A 14,783-nucleotide genomic window follows, 5' to 3' on the forward strand; every position below is an offset into this window, starting at 1 on the left:
TGATACAATATTTCATTGAATGCTGTCAGGCAGAGTAACCGCAGACTGAACAAAGGAGAGTGCATGTTTGCGGGCGTACTTTACGCATTAGTTGCCGGGCTGATGTGGGGGCTGATTTTTGTTGGCCCATTAATTGTGCCGGAATACCCGGCTGCATTGCAGTCGATGGGGCGTTATCTGGCGTTGGGGATTATTGCTCTCCCTCTCGCCTGGGCCGGGCGTAAGCAGTTGCGTAAGCTCACATCACGCGACTGGTGGGCAGCTTTGCAGCTGACTATGATGGGGAACCTGATCTATTACGTCTGCCTTGCCAGCGCCATTCAGCGTACCAGCGCGCCCATAACGACCATGATTATCGGTACACTACCGGTGGTTATCCCTGTTTTTGCCAACCTGCTTTACAGTAAACGCGATGGTAAATTGCCCTGGCGGCGGATGGCGCCGGCACTGGCCTGCACACTAGCCGGGTTAATCTGTGTAAATATTGCCGAGATTTCCCAGGGGTTACCTCACTTTACGCTATGGCGTTATCTGAGCGGTATTCTGCTGGCACTGGTGTCGGTAGGTTGCTGGACCTGGTACGCACTGCACAATGCGCGCTGGCTGAAAGAGAACCCAGCGCACCACCCGCTTATGTGGGCAACAGCGCAGGCTCTGGTGACACTGCCTGTATCTCTGGCTGGTTATGCGGCTGTTTGCCTGTGGGTATCAGCCGTGACTCCTCTGTTCCCGCTCCCTTTTGGCCCGCGTCCGGATGTATTTATTGTGCTGATGGTGACAATTGCGGTGCTGTGTTCCTGGGTTGGTGCCCTGTGCTGGAATCAGGCAAGCCAGCGGTTACCCACCGTGGTGCTCGGGCCATTGATTGTGTTTGAAACACTTTCTGGCCTGCTGTATACATTTTTAATGCGCCACAGCATTCCGCCCCTGGTCACTCTGAGTGGCATTGCATTTCTGGTGCTGGGCGTGGTGATGGCGGTACGCAGCAAACCGGTGCCACCGGTACCAGAAAATATCGCAACACCAGTCACGCTGGAGAAATAACCTGATGCCACGGTCTGCGGCATCAGGATAATCACCGTTTAAAAGGCTTCCCAATTATTTTCTGCGGCCGGAGACGGTTGCACGCTCAGCTTCGGTGCCGCCACGGCGGCAATCTGAGGTTTTGTCGCTACAGTCACCGGCTGGCTGTTGTGCAGTTTGAATACAGCAACCACCTGGTTGAGTTGGGCTGCCTGCTGTTCAAGGGCACTGACTGCTGCTGCAGACTCTTCTACCAGCGAAGCGTTTTGCTGGGTGACGTTATCCATTTCAGAAACCGCCAGACTGACCTGGTCAATACCGTGGCTTTGTTCGTCAGAGGCAGAAGAGATTTCGCCCATAATATCTGTGACCCGAGTTACGGCACCCACGATTTCACGCATGGTGTCCCCAGCTTCACGCACCAGATCACTGCCGGTCTGCACCCGCTCACCAGAGTTTTCAATTAAGGTTTTTATTTCTTTTGCCGCCTGTGCACTGCGTTGGGCCAGGGTGCGTACTTCGCCGGCCACCACAGCAAACCCCCGCCCCTGCTCACCAGCACGGGCAGCTTCGACAGCGGCATTCAGCGCCAGAATATTAGTCTGGAACGCAATACCATCAATCACATTGGTTATCTGCGCAATCTGGCTGGAACTGCTGGCGATTTCATCCATGGTTTTCACGACATTGTTCACCACATCCCCGCCTTTACGTGCGGTATCAGAAGCATTACGCGCCAACTGTGTTGCCTGGCGGGCATTGTCAGCATTCTGTTTTACTGTTGCGGTAAGCTGTTCCATGCTTGATGCGGTTTCTTCCAGCGAGGCTGCCTGTTGTTCTGTCCGGGCTGACAGATCATTACTGCCGGCTGCGATTTCGCTGACACCAATAAAAATCGTATCGGTACTACTGCGCACGGAACTGACAGTTTGAATCAACGCCTGCTGCATTTGGTGCAAACTGCCAGCAAGACGGCTCATCTCACTACGCCCTTCGCTCAGGATACGCCGGGTCAGATCTCCACTGGCAATAGCCATAATGTGTTCCATGACTTCATGCAGTGGCTGAAGTAATACACGTTTGAGAAAGAACCAACTGGCAATAATAACAGCAATGACAATCACCATGACGCTCCCCAGAATCCACATCATCCGTGCATAATCTGAATTGTTTTCGTTTGCCCCTTCACTGCTGAGTTTAGCCTGCTCCTGGCGCCAGGCTTTGTAGACTTTCTGCATGGCCACTTGTTTTTGCTCAACTTTTTGCGCATACATGCCTTCCAGGTCACCTTTTCCCAGCATCGTGGTCATGGTGCTCAGTGTCGTGGAGTAATGAGCGTATTCCGCTTCCAGTGAAGCCGTCAGTTGTTCATCAAGGCCAGGGGTATTAGGCAATTTTTTGTAATTCTGGAAATGGGCATCGGCCTCTTTCAGCAGACTGTTGCTTTTATTTATCAGACTGTTGAGGTCTGTGGCGTTGATAGTGTTTGCCATACTGCTCTGCAACCGTAACATACCGCGGTTCAGCGTAACCCGGGCCTGGTTCAGGCTAATCCAGGCATCGGTCATTTCATAAACATTCTGGTTAGAGATTTGCGCAAGCGAGAAATTCTGTTTGTCGTTGTTTAATGCCTTCATAAAAAAAGCTGCAGAAACTAATTGCATCGCGCCCAGTACAGCAAGCACGGCAATAAGCAATGTTACTACCTTGATTCTTTTAAACATTATTAACCTTCACTTCTTCATAAATGAGTAGCCTGCAAACAATATCGGCAACATGGCTCACAAATTTAATGCTTTATTTCCCACGAAAAATTGCGTTATGCGATAGTTAAAGGTTTTCCATTTCCCCATAACCAAATCTCACACTGGACACAGCCTATAAGATGCATTTAAAATACATCTTATAGGCTAACTGAGTGAGGTGATGTTATGGCTTTTCGGGAACAGGCATTAGGTGAACTGGCATTAACCATTCCACGCGCTTGCGCGTTATTCCGCCGCTATGATCTTGATTTTTGTTGTGGTGGCAGGCAAACCCTGCAGCGGGCAGCAGAGCGTAAGGGGCTGGATTTACAGGCAATAGAGGCTGAGTTGACTGTGCTGTCTACGCAGCCGCATATACAGTCATGGGCAGGTGAACCACTTAGCGACATCATCGACCACATTCTGGTGCGTTACCATGACAGGCACCGGGAACAGTTACCTGAACTGATTGCGCAGGCTGAAAAAGTCGAGCGGGTACATGCCAGCAAGCCATCGGTTCCAGCGGGTCTTGCAAAGTATCTGACAATGCTCAATGACGAACTCAGCCAGCATATGCTCAAAGAAGAACGCGTGTTGTTTCCATTAATCAAACAAGGCCGCGGGGCAGAATGTGCAGGGCCAATTAACGTGATGGAGCATGAGCATAGCGAAGCGGGTGAACTGCTGGAAGTTATCAAACATGTCACAAACAATGTGGTGCCCCCTCTGGAGGCCTGTACTACCTGGAAGGCACTGTATAACGGAGTTAATGAGCTGATTGATGACCTGATGAGCCACATTAGCCTGGAAAATAACAATTTGTTCCCGCGCGCACTTGCGGGCGAGTAATACTCAATGTAGAAAAAGGCACCCGCGGGTGCCTTAATTTACTGTGGTGAAATGCCCAACCCTGTTAAACCCGGGCCAGGCGTTTCTTCCCGGTAACCTGCCAGCCAATCGCCAGTACCACAAACCATAGAGGTGTCACCATGAGTGCCTGGCGCGTATCCGCCTGTAGTGTCAAAAGCCCCAACACAAACACAAAAAACGCCAGGCAGACCCAACACATGACAATGCCCAGTGGCATCTTATACTGCGATTTCGCATGCAGTTCCGGTCGCTGTCTGCGGTACACCAGGTAAGAACACAAAATGATGCTCCAGACAAACATAAACAGAATGGCAGAAACCGTCGTGACCATAGTGAATACCGTCATCACATCCGGGATCAGGTAAATCAGTACCACACCGCCCAATAGACACAGGCAGGAAAACAATAGCCCTGAAGCCGGAACCGCGCGACGTGACAGGCGGGCGAAACGGGCAGGCGCGACGCCATCCTGTGCCAGGCCATATAGCATGCGGCTGGTCGAGAATACCCCACTGTTGGCGGAAGATGCCGCCGATGTCAGCACTACAAAGTTGATAAGGCTGGCCGCTGCGGGCAACCCAACCAGCATAAACAGCTCAACAAACGGGCTTTTTGACGGCACAACCGAGCGCCAGGGTGTAACAGACATAATCATGATCAGGGCAAAAACATAAAACATGATTATCCGCACAGGAATAGAGTTGATTGCTCTGGGTAATGATTTTTCCGGGTTATGCGTTTCCGCAGCAGTTGTTCCCACCAGTTCAATCCCCACAAAGGCGAACACAGCTATCTGGAAACCGGCAAAGAAACCACTTATCCCTTTAGGAAACCAGCCACCATCAGCCCACAGGTGGCTGAACGATGCGGTCACGCCCGAAGGTGAAGTAAATCCGGTAAACACCATTACTGCACCAACCACAATCAGGGCAATAATCGCAACGATTTTTATCATGGCGAACCAGAACTCCATTTCACCAAACATTTTTACCGTTGCCAGGTTCAGGGACAGCAGTACAATCACCACTGCCAGCGATGCCACCCATTCCGATAACCCGGGGAACCAGAATTGCGCATACGCAGAAATGGCAACCACATCGGCAATACCGGTTACCACCCAGCAAAACCAGTAGGTCCAGCCGGTAAAATACCCCGCCCAGGGGCCCAATAAGTCTGCGGCAAAATCACTGAATGACTTGTACTCGAGATTCGACAATAGCAATTCGCCCATTGCCCGCATCACGAAGAACAACATAAAGCCGATAACCATGTACACAAATATAATGGATGGCCCTGCGAGGCTTATCGTTTTGCCCGACCCCATAAATAAGCCAGTGCCAATGGCACCACCAATGGCAATTAACTGAATATGTCGGTTTGAGAGATGTCGCTGAAGGGTTTGTTCCTGCGGTGTTTCCACCGCTTCGGCCACCTTGACCTGGTCTACCATAGTATTTTCCTGTCTGTCATTTCAGGCTCTGCGGCCTGTCAGTAATTACTTAATCAATAACAACGCGTGTACCCCGGTTGACTCACTGCCGGGGATAACCTGAGAAGTTAGCGGATAGGTTAAATATTTGTTATTAGAGTGTGGTTTATATTTATTAATACGCGGAGCGCCTCACAAAAATACGCGCAATAGCGTTTTTTGCAAGATAAAATCGTGGGGAATAAAAGGAAGCTGAAACAACCCCGCCGTAGCGGGGCCGGAAGGCGGATTACAGGATTTCCAGCAATTCGACTTCAAAAACAAGAGTGCTGAACGGAGGGATAGATGCACCAGCACCACGCTCACCATATGCCAGGTTATGTGGAATGCTCAGTTCCCATTTAGAACCGACAGGCATCAGCGTTAGCGCTTCAATCCAGCCTGCAATCACGCCGCTAACCGGAAACTCAGCGGGTTCACCGCGCGCCACTGAGCTGTCGAACACGGTACCGTCAATCAGTTTACCGGTATAATGAACACGCACCTGGTCTTTACGGGAAGGAATCGGGCCTTCACCCTGGGTCAGTACACGGAACTGTAAACCTGATTCAGTGATGTTGACACCTTCGCGGTGGCGGTTTTCTTCCAGGTATTTTTGCCCTTCCGCCGCCATTTCCTGCTGGCGTTCGCGGCGTACGGCTTCGGCACGCTCGTGAACTTCACGCAACGCGCGGTGTACGACATCAACCGGTACAGAAGGTGGGTTGCCTTCCAGCGCATCACGCAGGCCAGCAAGTAACGCTTCAGGCAGTAAACCTTCCAGCCCGGAGTCACGCAGTTGTTGACCAACCTGCAGACCAATACCGTAACTTGCCTGCGCTTCAACACTGTCAAAAGAAGGGGTCGTCATGAATTTTCCTTTACTGAGGGTTTGTTCATCTTCATAGATGTCTGGCGAACCCGCCAGACGCCCCGGCAGCATAACAGCCAGAGCCCATGAGGTAAAAGGGAACAGGGTAAATGTCTGCCTTGAACCTCAATAATTGGCTGATGCGATAATTATCATGATTGCGTACTATTCCACTCGCATCAAACAGTTAGCAAACTATACTCTCAGGAAGCATTCAGCGATTGTCTGAAAGGAATTTCGGCGGATAATATCAGGCTGACAGTGGGTGGATACTTTCATTCGTAATACAGGATAATGGATATTCAGGCCACCACACCGTATCCATTAACGATGGACCAGGAGGCGACATGCCGGGCCAGTTTGCATTAAAAGCCATGATTCACCGGGTCTGGCATGCACCAGATGATTTCCGGTTAATGGATCCGTTACCCACCCTGCACCGCCGGGGCATCATTATCGGTATTGTGCTGGTTATTATTGGGGTATTGTTGCCCACTGACAATACGCCTGTAACCCCGGTCTCCAGGGAAACACCACTGAACCTCCCCGTCAATACGCCTGTCACATCAGGGGGGCAAAGCACTGTTCCTTCTACCAGCCAGCCAGTTGTAACCACGCCACCGCGTTACAACGAGCCACAACCGGTGCAAACTTCACCGGCATTGCGCTCACCAGAAGAGAGTATTCAGCCAGATAACGAATCTGAGGCAGCCGGGCGGGCACCTCAGGAAAGGCGCACTACAACAACCAGTAACACCGCCAATACAACCAACAGTGCCACAGGCCAGGCACAATGGCATACCTGGCGAGTAGAGCCGGGGAAAACACTGGCACAACTGTTCCGCGATCATAACCTGCCCCCCACTGATGTGTATGCGATGGCGAACGTCGAAGGCCCGGATAAACCGCTGAGTTCACTGCAAAGCGGCCAGGAAGTAAAGGTCAGAGTAAATGGTAACGGGGTTGTCACGGGGTTGATTGTCAATGACAGTGAAAACCGTCAGGTACTTTTTACGCGCGAGAGTAACGGGAGTTTTATTCGGGCGCGCTAAACTAACGGGTAAACCCTACTGGCAGGTGCGCAATAACAGCGTGGTTAATAATGGCAGTAAACAGGCAATAATCACAAAGCAAAACGCCGGCATAAGCCGGCGTTTTAGCGTACATCAGCGTAAATTACGCTTCAGCAACGATGTTTACATTCAGTTGTGCAAACACTTCGCTGTGTACCTGGAAGTGAACTTCATGGTCACCAGTGGTACGCAGAACGCCGTTCGGCAGGCGAACTTCGCTTTTCGCAACTTCAACGCCAGCTGCAGTTACAGCGTCAGCGATGTCACGAGTACCGATGGAACCAAACAGTTTACCTTCGTCACCCGCTTTAGAAGCGATGGTAACTACGCCCAGTGCATTGATTTTCTCTGCACGGGCTTCAGCGGCAGCCAGCGTTTCAGCCAGTTTAGCTTCCAGTTCAGCACGACGAGCTTCGAAAAACTCAATGTTTTTCTTGGTTGCCGGAACAGCTTTACCAGCCGGTACCAGGAAGTTACGTGCGTAACCAGATTTAACATTAACCTGATCACCCAGGCTACCCAGGTTTGCTACTTTATCAAGCAGAATAACTTGCATTACCTTATCCTCTCAAAGTCGTATTGGTTGACCGTGGCCGATTACTGATGACGATCAGTGTACGGCAGCAGAGACAGGTAGCGCGCGCGCTTGATAGCACGGGCCAGCTGACGCTGGTATTTTGCACGAGTACCGGTGATACGGCTCGGGACAATTTTACCGCTTTCGGTGATGTAGTTTTTCAGCGTAGCGATATCTTTATAGTCGATCTCTTGAACGCCTTCCGCGGTGAAACGGCAGAACTTGCGACGACGGAAATAACGTGCCATTTGGCTAGTCTCCAGAATCTATCAATTCAATCTGCTCGGCATGCAGAACCACTTTACTCAGACCATTTCGCGCCTGATGGCAGCTAATAAAGCCCTGAACGGTGAGTTGCGTGCCGACCGTTATACTGTGAGTAATGGCCTGATGAGCCTGCCCGCTAATAATCACTGGCATTCTGCACCATGCCTGCCGGTTAAACCCGGCTTCCTCCTGCACTGAACGGTGCTCAAGCACGAACTGGCAGTGAGGAATTCCTGACGGGCTGACCTTTCTGAGAGGTGCCCTGCACACAGTGCCGGACAACAACAGACGGTTAGCCATCAGCGATTACTCTTCAGAATCCCCAGCAGCATTCTCTGTGGCTTCGTTAGCGAAATCATCGCGACGTTCACGACGTTCGTCTTTCGCTTTAACCATCGGAGAAGCTTCAGTTACAGCGTGTTTGGTACGCATAACCATGCTACGGATAACGGCATCGTTGAAGCGGAAGTTTGTTTCCAGCTCATCGATAACTTCCTGCGGGGCTTCAACATTCATCAGAACGTAGTGTGCTTTGTGCAGTTTGTTGATCGGGTAAGCCAGCTGACGGCGGCCCCAGTCTTCCAGACGGTGGATCGTGCCTTCTGCACCAGTGATAGCACCAGTGTAACGCTCGATCATGCCCGGAACCTGTTCGCTCTGGTCAGGATGGACCATAAAAACGATTTCGTAATGACGCATCGAATTGCTCCTTACGGATTATTCAGCCTCCTGTCAGGGTCAGCCGTAGCCCATGGAAGCAAGGAACGTGTGTTAAGACGGCTGAAAAATGACGCGTCATTCTATGGAAGTTGAGCGCTAATAACAAGCGGAATACAGAAATAAATCGCTGAGGAAACGCACACAGCGCCAAAACAGTGTTGCCGCGCGAACTACAGTTACAAACAGAGGATGACTGAATTTTTTTGAATACGTTTATCAGAAATGTTCGCTTTCTGCACAGAGTGCAGGCAGTACAATACGTTACATAGACCCCTTAGAAGAAAGGAGAGCCACCCTGCAATAAAAAGACCGTTGAGGAGACCACGATGAGAACCAAAATGATAGCCCTGATAACGGGCATGTTGTTATCGCTCCCTGCTGTTGCAGCCATCAACACGCAGCCTGACCCCAGCCATAATATGGATGACGTGATGAGTACGGGTGTCATTTATATTAACCACCGAGGCGAAACGATGCCCCAGTTTGCGCCAGGGCTGCAAAGACAGCCTCAGCTATCGAGCCAGGCCGTACCCATCAACGGCGTTAATCCACATTAAAGTGACTGGCTGAAAAAGGCGCAGGTTGAATCCAGCGCATAAGGCGTAATCCGGTGTTTTACTCCTGATTCCCAGTAGCAAACCACATTACTACCCAGATGCTGTTGTTGCAGTAACTGCCACAAACGCTTTGATTCTGCGACAGGAACCAGGTCATCATCTTCACCATGCCAGAGCATTAATGGCCGGCGGGCAAGCAACTCCAGGCATTGTGTTACTTCATAGTCGGCCAACGGAGCCAGCACTGCATCCCGATGTGCCGGTGGCGGGAACAACGATTGAGAAAGCGCATGATAAAACCCTGAGCCCATCAGGCTCGCAGTGCAGCGCACTTCAGGATAATGCCCGGCCACCGCTAATGCCGTCATAGCCCCCATTGATGCCCCCGCGATCCCCAACCGCCCTTCGGCCAACCACTTTTTATCATTAATGGCATCACGCAACAGCGGGTATTCCTGAATGTTCCCATAAAGGATTTGCCAGAAATGCTGCAACCGCCTTGCTTCGTCACCATGAAAACGCGCGCCGTGTTCCGGTGCATCTGGCATAATCACCCGAAAACCCGCCTGTGCCAGCGCAACAGCAAAGTAGCTGTACACCAGCTTCGAGGAAGTATAACCATGCCAGAAAATAATTGTCGGTAAAGGCTGGTGGCTCTTGCCAGCAGGGGTAGCATGCAAGACCTCAAAACCGGCCAGATTCGTGGTTTCTATTTCTGTCATTTAACGTTCGCATTTTGTGTTGATGTCGCTCTATTCTATACCCTTATATATACAGGCAGGCCAGCGCGGCGCCCTGGTTACCCAAAAATCCCAAATGTCAGTGTGAGACACGGATTACGCTTTTTAGTGATATATCCTGCGAATTCACGTTTCAGGTAACAGAAAATGAATTTTTGGCTTACCAGATTTATCTCAAACACTAAAATCAACTTGTCAGGAAAATAAAATGTCTATACGCCGTTTTCTTCCGCTTTGCTTATGCCTGGTACTGGCGGGTTGCAGTACCAACTGGACAACTCCCCGCCCGGCTCCTGCTGTAGCAGCCTGGCCCCAGGAAATCCAGCGTAACCAGACAGAAGGGCTGGTGAGAATGGGGATGATCAGTGTCACCACTCGCGGTGGCCCGGTAGATGCGGAAGAAGCAATCAAACAGCGCGCGACCAGGGAAAAGGCTGATTATTATATGATCTTGTTTATTAACGATTATATGGTTCCTGGTGTACGCCGGGCTAGCGCAATTCTTTACCGTAAACCCTGATGCTTAAACAGGTTTTAACGACTTTACACTGAATTGCACGACTTTATTTTCCGCCTGACACAATACAGCTTGTCGCAAGGGACGCTGCATGCTGAATAACAAGGAAATGACCTGTAAATTTTTTTCAGATCATCTGATATGGAGCGGGCAATTATGAAGCGATCACTGGCATTAACCTCTCTACTTTTGTCCGCAGGGCTGGTCAGTACCAGTGCAAGGTCGGCTGAGGATGTACATGCTGATCGGGTGACGGCATTTAATGAAATGGGCATTCTGTCGTTTAAAGACGTCACTGGCAGCCCTCAGGAGATCGAACGGCTGGTTGCATTAAGCGCGGATGAAAAGGGTGCTTCCGTCTACCGTATTGTGAATATGGAAGAAACGCCTCGTAAAGATACCTGGCATGTGGAAGCCATTATTTACTCGTAACGCTATCTACCTGTGTCGCCTTTTTTACCGTTAAGCCACCTGCGGGTGGCTTATTTTGCTTATTCCCCACGAAAAGCGCAGAGCGTTCATTTACCCTCTGCCACCCGTTATCAATAAATATTCTTATTTACCTAAATTAACCAATAATTCGTAATCCAATTTATGGCAGCACCATGAAATTATTAAGTGGCTGGCAAGAAATTAATTACCCTAAATTTCAACAGTCAATGATCCATATCAAGTTTGATTGAAACATATATTTACATATTGTGTATAAATATTATTCAAACCACTGCCGTTAATGATGGCAAAACACAAAATACGGCAGCGATATGATGACTTCATTTTAATACTGGGGATTAGGTGCTCGCTTGTCAGTAATGACAGCCGTTAGCGTCGCAGTACTGTTTTTTATTTTTACGATGTTTCTTGGGCGCCTGGCCAGCCAACAACTGGAACAACAAGCATTACAAGACATGAAAGCGCAGGTCACAGGGATTCATGACACCGCGCAGATGTTTAATAGTAGCCTCAACAGTGAAGTAGCCAGCTTCACACAATTATTTTCCAGTTTCTTACCACAGCCTCTCACTGTTGACCCTCAGCAAATGGTAGAGATAAGTGGGCACAAAGTGCCGCTACTTAAAGGTGGTGATATCCCCCTGCATGAGAATAACCAGTTCTCAGATGACTTCCTGACCCGCAGCGGCGCTATTTCCACGTTATTTGTCCGCTCGGGCGACGACTTTGTACGGGTCGCGACATCTTTGCGTAAAGAAGATGGCTCCCGGGCAATGGGTACTCTGCTTGACCGCACCAGCCCGTCCTGGGCCAAAGTCAGCAAAGGTGAAGTCTATCGTGGCCTCGCGCTGCTGTTTGGTAAACGTTACATCACCCAGTATCAGCCAGTTAAAGATGCCAGTGGGCAGACAATTGCCGTGCTGTTTGTCGGTGTCGATATCAGTAATGCCTGGCAACTGATGCGCGAAAAAGTTATTTCCCGTCACCTGGGGAAAAGCGGCCGGTTCTATGTTCTGAGCAACGCACCCGGGAAGAGCTGGGGGAAATATTTATTTGATACCAACCGGGAAGGCAAAGCACCCGGCTGGCCGGCAGACATCAATAACGCCGTGTTAAACCAGCCTTCAGGGTCAACCACCTGGCATTCGCCAGGCGGAGAGGATACCGCACTGGTCTGGACTACATTGCCAGACTGGAAATGGGTGATTGTGTCTGAGGTCAATAAAGGCCAGCTACTGAGTAATATTACCCGGATGCGTGATAGCTTTCTGGTGGCCGGTGCAATACTGGTTGTACTCTTTGCATTGTGCTTTACGTGGCTGATACGCCGCTGGGTCAGCCAGCCGCTACAACAGGTTATTGGTCTGGCACAGTTATATGCCAGTGGCGATTTGCGTCAGGCTATCCATACACAACGCCATGATGAAATCGGTCAGTTAATACAAGGAATCAATGGTATTGGCGATGGGCTGAATACCATAGTTCAGCAGGTACGCCAGACAGCTGAAGAAATCAGCCACAGCACTGATACTCTGGCGACCGACAGCGATGAAATTGGCGAACAGATTAGCAAACAGGCCAGTAGTGTTGAGGAAACCTCGGCCAGTATGGGGCAACTTGCCTCCACCGTGGCGCAGAACGCCGACAATATGGGAACAGCAAAAGGGTTAGTCGAAGAGACAACCCTGGCTGTTCACAGTGGTGGGGTGACGGTGAAACACGCAGTCTCCACCATGGATGCAATACGTGAAGCGTCGCAGCGGATTGCGGATATCACCCATGTTATTGAGTCAATTGCTTTTCAAACCAATATTCTGGCGCTGAATGCGGCGGTAGAAGCAGCTCGCGCTGGCGAACACGGCAAAGGGTTTGCCGTCGTAGCCCAGGAAGTCCGGGCACTGGCAGCACGCAGTGCCAACGCCGTGAAAGAGATTGACCAGTTAATTGCAGATACACTGGAAAAAGTGAGCGAAGGCCATGTGTTATCGCAAAAAACCAGCCAGTCGATGCAGGATATTACCGGGCATATTGAGCACATCAACCAACTGATTGCCACCATCAGTACTGCCTCACAGGAGCAGTCTGCCGGTATCAGCCAGGTCAATATTGCGATGACACAAATTGGCGAGTCCACACACATTAATGCCCGGCACATTGCCCGCACGGAAAAAGTGGCCCACAGCCTGAGAAGCCAGGGCCACCACCTGGCCGAATTAGTGAAACTTTTTCACGTTAAAGACAGCCATCACCCTGCGCCACCAGTCGCCCTGAGCAGAATATCAGAGAGTACCGGTTCATCAATTAAGTGATCGCCTCGGGAGTCCAGCGCCATCTGACACCATGTTTCCGCAATACGTGGGGGCAGGTGGCGCAACATTTCAGCGCCAGTGGCAAGGTGTACCAACTGGCTGGTAATTTGGCGGCTGAATGCTTCGTCAGGTTTACGTAAGTGTGCCTGTAATTGCCGCCAGGTGCGGTCAAAGTGACGGCTCTGCCCTTTCACCTCAGCAAAATTCGCCTGCAGTAAACCCACCACTCCCGGCTGTTTTTGTAATACACGCAGCACATCCAGACACATAATATTCCCGGAGCCTTCCCAGATACTGTTCACCGGCATTTCCCGGTACAAACGGGGTAATTCATTTTCTTCACAATAACCAATACCCCCCAGCACCTCCATGGCTTCTGCCACAAAAGGTATGCCTGACTTGCAGATATGGAACTTTGCTGCCGGGGTGAACAAACGTGCCCATAATTGCTGATTGACATCATCCCGTTGCCCCAGCGCGCCCGCCAGGCGGAATAAAAAGGCTGTCTGCCCTTCGAGCTGTAATGCCATACGCCCCAGAACCTGGCGCATTAACGGCTGATCCACCAGATGTTTACCAAACGCCTGGCGTTGATGCGCATGGTATAACGCAACGGCAAATGCCCTGCGCATCAGGCCATGACTACCCAGTGCACAGTCAAAACGCGTCATCGCCCCCATGCGTAAAATATGGCGAACGCCCTCGCCTTCTTCACCAATCAGCCAGCCATGGGCATCGAACAGTTCAGCTTCACTGCTGGCGTTAGAACGGTTGCCAAGTTTATCTTTAAGGCGTGCCAGGCTTAAGGCATTACGCTCGCCATCAGGCAGCAGGCGGGGAACAAAGAAGCAGGACAGCCCACCCCGCGCCTGAGCCAGTACCAGGTGAGCATCACTCTGCGGAACAGAGAAAAACCATTTATGCCCCACCAGGCGGTAAGGCATGCCACAACCAGGTACTGTCTGTGGGTCTGCCCGGGTGGTGTTGCTCATCACATCAGAACCACCCTGTTTTTCCGTCATCCCCATACCAATCAACAGGCCTTTTTTCTGTGTCGCAGGTAACTGATGGGCATCATAACGATCAGTGAGCAATGACGGCAGCCAGTTGCGAAATTCTGCAGGCAACGCCTGTTGCAATAATGGTGTTGCGGCAAAGGTCATAGTTACCGGGCATAACGTCCCTGCCTCAACCTGTGCATGAAGAATGAAACGGGCGGCACGCGCAACAAAAGCACCTGGCTGAGGGTCTTTCAACCAGGGAAGGTTATGTACCCGGTTAGCAAACAGGCCCTGCATCAATAAATGCCAGGAAGGATGAAAACGCACTTCATCAATACGTTCTCCGCGCGGGTCATAACGAAGCAGTTCTGGTGGGTTGGCATTTGCCAGCCGCCCCAGTTCCAGTGACTCCGCCGAGCCAAGCTGCTGTCCGATACTGGCGAGTAATTCGCCATCCCAGCCAGCACCCTCGCGAATAACGGCATCGCGCAATGCACTATCAGAGAGGAATAAATTACTGTTAATCAGTGGAGCAGGTTGATTAAAAACGGTATGAGTTTGCCAGCGCATGGTTAGTCTCCCTTTATGCCAT

The 14,783-nt window shown here is 50.8% G+C and carries 16 protein-coding genes; 7 read left to right on the plus strand and 9 right to left on the minus strand.

Annotated features, from left to right (window positions below; all coding sequences use genetic code 11):
• Positions 1–63 precede the first annotated feature (63 nt).
• On the plus strand, positions 64–1,044 hold the full coding sequence (locus MPHASIOC01_RS24660; protein WP_353613498.1) for a DMT family transporter: 981 nt from the start codon (positions 64–66) through the stop codon (positions 1,042–1,044).
• A 38-nt stretch (positions 1,045–1,082) separates the two neighbouring features.
• On the opposite strand, the gene MPHASIOC01_RS24665 is transcribed toward MPHASIOC01_RS24660, so the two are convergent.
• Positions 1,083–2,747 (minus strand): methyl-accepting chemotaxis protein, encoded by a 1,665-nt coding sequence (locus MPHASIOC01_RS24665; protein ID WP_353613499.1) that lies wholly within the window; start codon positions 2,745–2,747, stop codon positions 1,083–1,085.
• Between the two features lie 207 nt (positions 2,748–2,954).
• Between MPHASIOC01_RS24665 and ytfE the strand changes: the two genes are divergently transcribed.
• Complete coding sequence (ytfE, locus tag MPHASIOC01_RS24670; RefSeq protein ID WP_353613500.1) at positions 2,955–3,617, plus strand: iron-sulfur cluster repair protein YtfE; 663 nt, start codon at positions 2,955–2,957, stop codon at positions 3,615–3,617.
• A 64-nt stretch (positions 3,618–3,681) separates the two neighbouring features.
• On the opposite strand, the gene cycA is transcribed toward ytfE, so the two are convergent.
• Positions 3,682–5,088, minus strand: coding sequence for a D-serine/D-alanine/glycine transporter (gene cycA, locus MPHASIOC01_RS24675; RefSeq protein WP_353613501.1), 1,407 nt, complete (start codon positions 5,086–5,088; stop codon positions 3,682–3,684).
• Positions 5,089–5,356: 268 nt separating this feature from the next.
• Positions 5,357–5,977: an FKBP-type peptidyl-prolyl cis-trans isomerase gene (gene fklB, locus MPHASIOC01_RS24680; RefSeq protein ID WP_353613502.1), complete on the minus strand. Its 621-nt coding sequence runs from the start codon at positions 5,975–5,977 to the stop codon at positions 5,357–5,359.
• Positions 5,978–6,324: 347 nt separating this feature from the next.
• Here fklB and MPHASIOC01_RS24685 point away from each other — a divergent pair, with 347 nt between their 5' ends.
• On the plus strand, positions 6,325–7,029 hold the full coding sequence (locus tag MPHASIOC01_RS24685; protein ID WP_353613503.1) for a LysM-like peptidoglycan-binding domain-containing protein: 705 nt from the start codon (positions 6,325–6,327) through the stop codon (positions 7,027–7,029).
• A gap of 124 nt (positions 7,030–7,153) precedes the next feature.
• Here MPHASIOC01_RS24685 and rplI read toward each other — a convergent pair whose 3' ends face one another.
• Genes rplI through rpsF form a run of 4 tightly spaced genes read right to left on the minus strand, consistent with a single transcriptional unit; the run spans position 7,154 to position 8,593 of the window.
• The gene (gene rplI / locus MPHASIOC01_RS24690) at positions 7,154–7,606 is read right to left on the minus strand and encodes a 50S ribosomal protein L9 (protein WP_064598274.1); all 453 of its coding nucleotides are present in this window, start codon (positions 7,604–7,606) and stop codon (positions 7,154–7,156) included.
• 41 nt (positions 7,607–7,647) lie between these two features.
• On the minus strand, positions 7,648–7,875 hold the full coding sequence (gene rpsR, locus MPHASIOC01_RS24695; protein WP_000135199.1) for a 30S ribosomal protein S18: 228 nt from the start codon (positions 7,873–7,875) through the stop codon (positions 7,648–7,650).
• A gap of 4 nt (positions 7,876–7,879) precedes the next feature.
• Complete coding sequence (gene priB, locus MPHASIOC01_RS24700) at positions 7,880–8,194, minus strand: primosomal replication protein N (protein WP_074388814.1); 315 nt, start codon at positions 8,192–8,194, stop codon at positions 7,880–7,882.
• A 6-nt stretch (positions 8,195–8,200) separates the two neighbouring features.
• The gene (gene rpsF / locus MPHASIOC01_RS24705) at positions 8,201–8,593 is read right to left on the minus strand and encodes a 30S ribosomal protein S6 (protein WP_036103112.1); all 393 of its coding nucleotides are present in this window, start codon (positions 8,591–8,593) and stop codon (positions 8,201–8,203) included.
• Positions 8,594–8,940: 347 nt separating this feature from the next.
• Here rpsF and MPHASIOC01_RS24710 point away from each other — a divergent pair, with 347 nt between their 5' ends.
• Positions 8,941–9,171: a hypothetical protein gene (locus MPHASIOC01_RS24710; RefSeq protein WP_064598272.1), complete on the plus strand. Its 231-nt coding sequence runs from the start codon at positions 8,941–8,943 to the stop codon at positions 9,169–9,171.
• On the opposite strand, the gene yjfP is transcribed toward MPHASIOC01_RS24710, so the two are convergent.
• Positions 9,168–9,893, minus strand: a complete 726-nt coding sequence (yjfP, locus tag MPHASIOC01_RS24715) for an esterase (RefSeq protein ID WP_353613504.1) — start codon at positions 9,891–9,893, stop codon at positions 9,168–9,170. The two genes, MPHASIOC01_RS24710 and yjfP, sit on opposite strands and share 4 nt — an antisense overlap.
• Positions 9,894–10,119: 226 nt before the next feature.
• On the opposite strand from yjfP, the gene bsmA reads away from it, so the two are divergent.
• The 3 genes from bsmA to MPHASIOC01_RS24730 all read left to right on the plus strand — a co-directional run bounded on the left by bsmA (position 10,120) and on the right by MPHASIOC01_RS24730 (position 13,190).
• The gene (gene bsmA, locus MPHASIOC01_RS24720) at positions 10,120–10,431 is read left to right on the plus strand and encodes a biofilm peroxide resistance protein BsmA (RefSeq protein WP_064598269.1); all 312 of its coding nucleotides are present in this window, start codon (positions 10,120–10,122) and stop codon (positions 10,429–10,431) included.
• A gap of 153 nt (positions 10,432–10,584) precedes the next feature.
• Positions 10,585–10,860: a DUF1471 domain-containing protein gene (locus tag MPHASIOC01_RS24725; RefSeq protein WP_082917885.1), complete on the plus strand. Its 276-nt coding sequence runs from the start codon at positions 10,585–10,587 to the stop codon at positions 10,858–10,860.
• Positions 10,861–11,240: 380 nt separating this feature from the next.
• The gene (locus MPHASIOC01_RS24730; protein WP_405027783.1) at positions 11,241–13,190 is read left to right on the plus strand and encodes a methyl-accepting chemotaxis protein; all 1,950 of its coding nucleotides are present in this window, start codon (positions 11,241–11,243) and stop codon (positions 13,188–13,190) included.
• On the opposite strand, the gene MPHASIOC01_RS24735 is transcribed toward MPHASIOC01_RS24730, so the two are convergent.
• Positions 13,127–14,761, minus strand: a complete 1,635-nt coding sequence (locus MPHASIOC01_RS24735) for an isovaleryl-CoA dehydrogenase (RefSeq protein WP_064598263.1) — start codon at positions 14,759–14,761, stop codon at positions 13,127–13,129. The genes MPHASIOC01_RS24730 and MPHASIOC01_RS24735 overlap by 64 nt on opposite strands.
• Between the last annotated feature and the right edge of the window lie 22 nt (positions 14,762–14,783).

Origin of the sequence: Mangrovibacter phragmitis (assembly GCF_040429585.1) — a bacterium.
Lineage (GTDB): Bacteria > Pseudomonadota > Gammaproteobacteria > Enterobacterales > Enterobacteriaceae > Mangrovibacter > Mangrovibacter phragmitis.

Coding starts and splice junctions, on each gene's coding strand:
- MPHASIOC01_RS24660 (WP_353613498.1), top strand. CDS start 64: ATGTTTGCGGGCGTACTTTACGCATTAGTTGCCGGGCTGATGTGGGGG.
- MPHASIOC01_RS24665 (WP_353613499.1), bottom strand. CDS start 2,747: ATGTTTAAAAGAATCAAGGTAGTAACATTGCTTATTGCCGTGCTTGCT.
- ytfE (WP_353613500.1), top strand. CDS start 2,955: ATGGCTTTTCGGGAACAGGCATTAGGTGAACTGGCATTAACCATTCCA.
- cycA (WP_353613501.1), bottom strand. CDS start 5,088: ATGGTAGACCAGGTCAAGGTGGCCGAAGCGGTGGAAACACCGCAGGAA.
- fklB (WP_353613502.1), bottom strand. CDS start 5,977: ATGACGACCCCTTCTTTTGACAGTGTTGAAGCGCAGGCAAGTTACGGT.
- MPHASIOC01_RS24685 (WP_353613503.1), top strand. CDS start 6,325: ATGCCGGGCCAGTTTGCATTAAAAGCCATGATTCACCGGGTCTGGCAT.
- rplI (WP_064598274.1), bottom strand. CDS start 7,606: ATGCAAGTTATTCTGCTTGATAAAGTAGCAAACCTGGGTAGCCTGGGT.
- rpsR (WP_000135199.1), bottom strand. CDS start 7,875: ATGGCACGTTATTTCCGTCGTCGCAAGTTCTGCCGTTTCACCGCGGAA.
- priB (WP_074388814.1), bottom strand. CDS start 8,194: ATGGCTAACCGTCTGTTGTTGTCCGGCACTGTGTGCAGGGCACCTCTC.
- rpsF (WP_036103112.1), bottom strand. CDS start 8,593: ATGCGTCATTACGAAATCGTTTTTATGGTCCATCCTGACCAGAGCGAA.
- MPHASIOC01_RS24710 (WP_064598272.1), top strand. CDS start 8,941: ATGAGAACCAAAATGATAGCCCTGATAACGGGCATGTTGTTATCGCTC.
- yjfP (WP_353613504.1), bottom strand. CDS start 9,893: ATGACAGAAATAGAAACCACGAATCTGGCCGGTTTTGAGGTCTTGCAT.
- bsmA (WP_064598269.1), top strand. CDS start 10,120: ATGTCTATACGCCGTTTTCTTCCGCTTTGCTTATGCCTGGTACTGGCG.
- MPHASIOC01_RS24725 (WP_082917885.1), top strand. CDS start 10,585: ATGAAGCGATCACTGGCATTAACCTCTCTACTTTTGTCCGCAGGGCTG.
- MPHASIOC01_RS24730 (WP_405027783.1), top strand. CDS start 11,241: ATGACAGCCGTTAGCGTCGCAGTACTGTTTTTTATTTTTACGATGTTT.
- MPHASIOC01_RS24735 (WP_064598263.1), bottom strand. CDS start 14,761: ATGCGCTGGCAAACTCATACCGTTTTTAATCAACCTGCTCCACTGATT.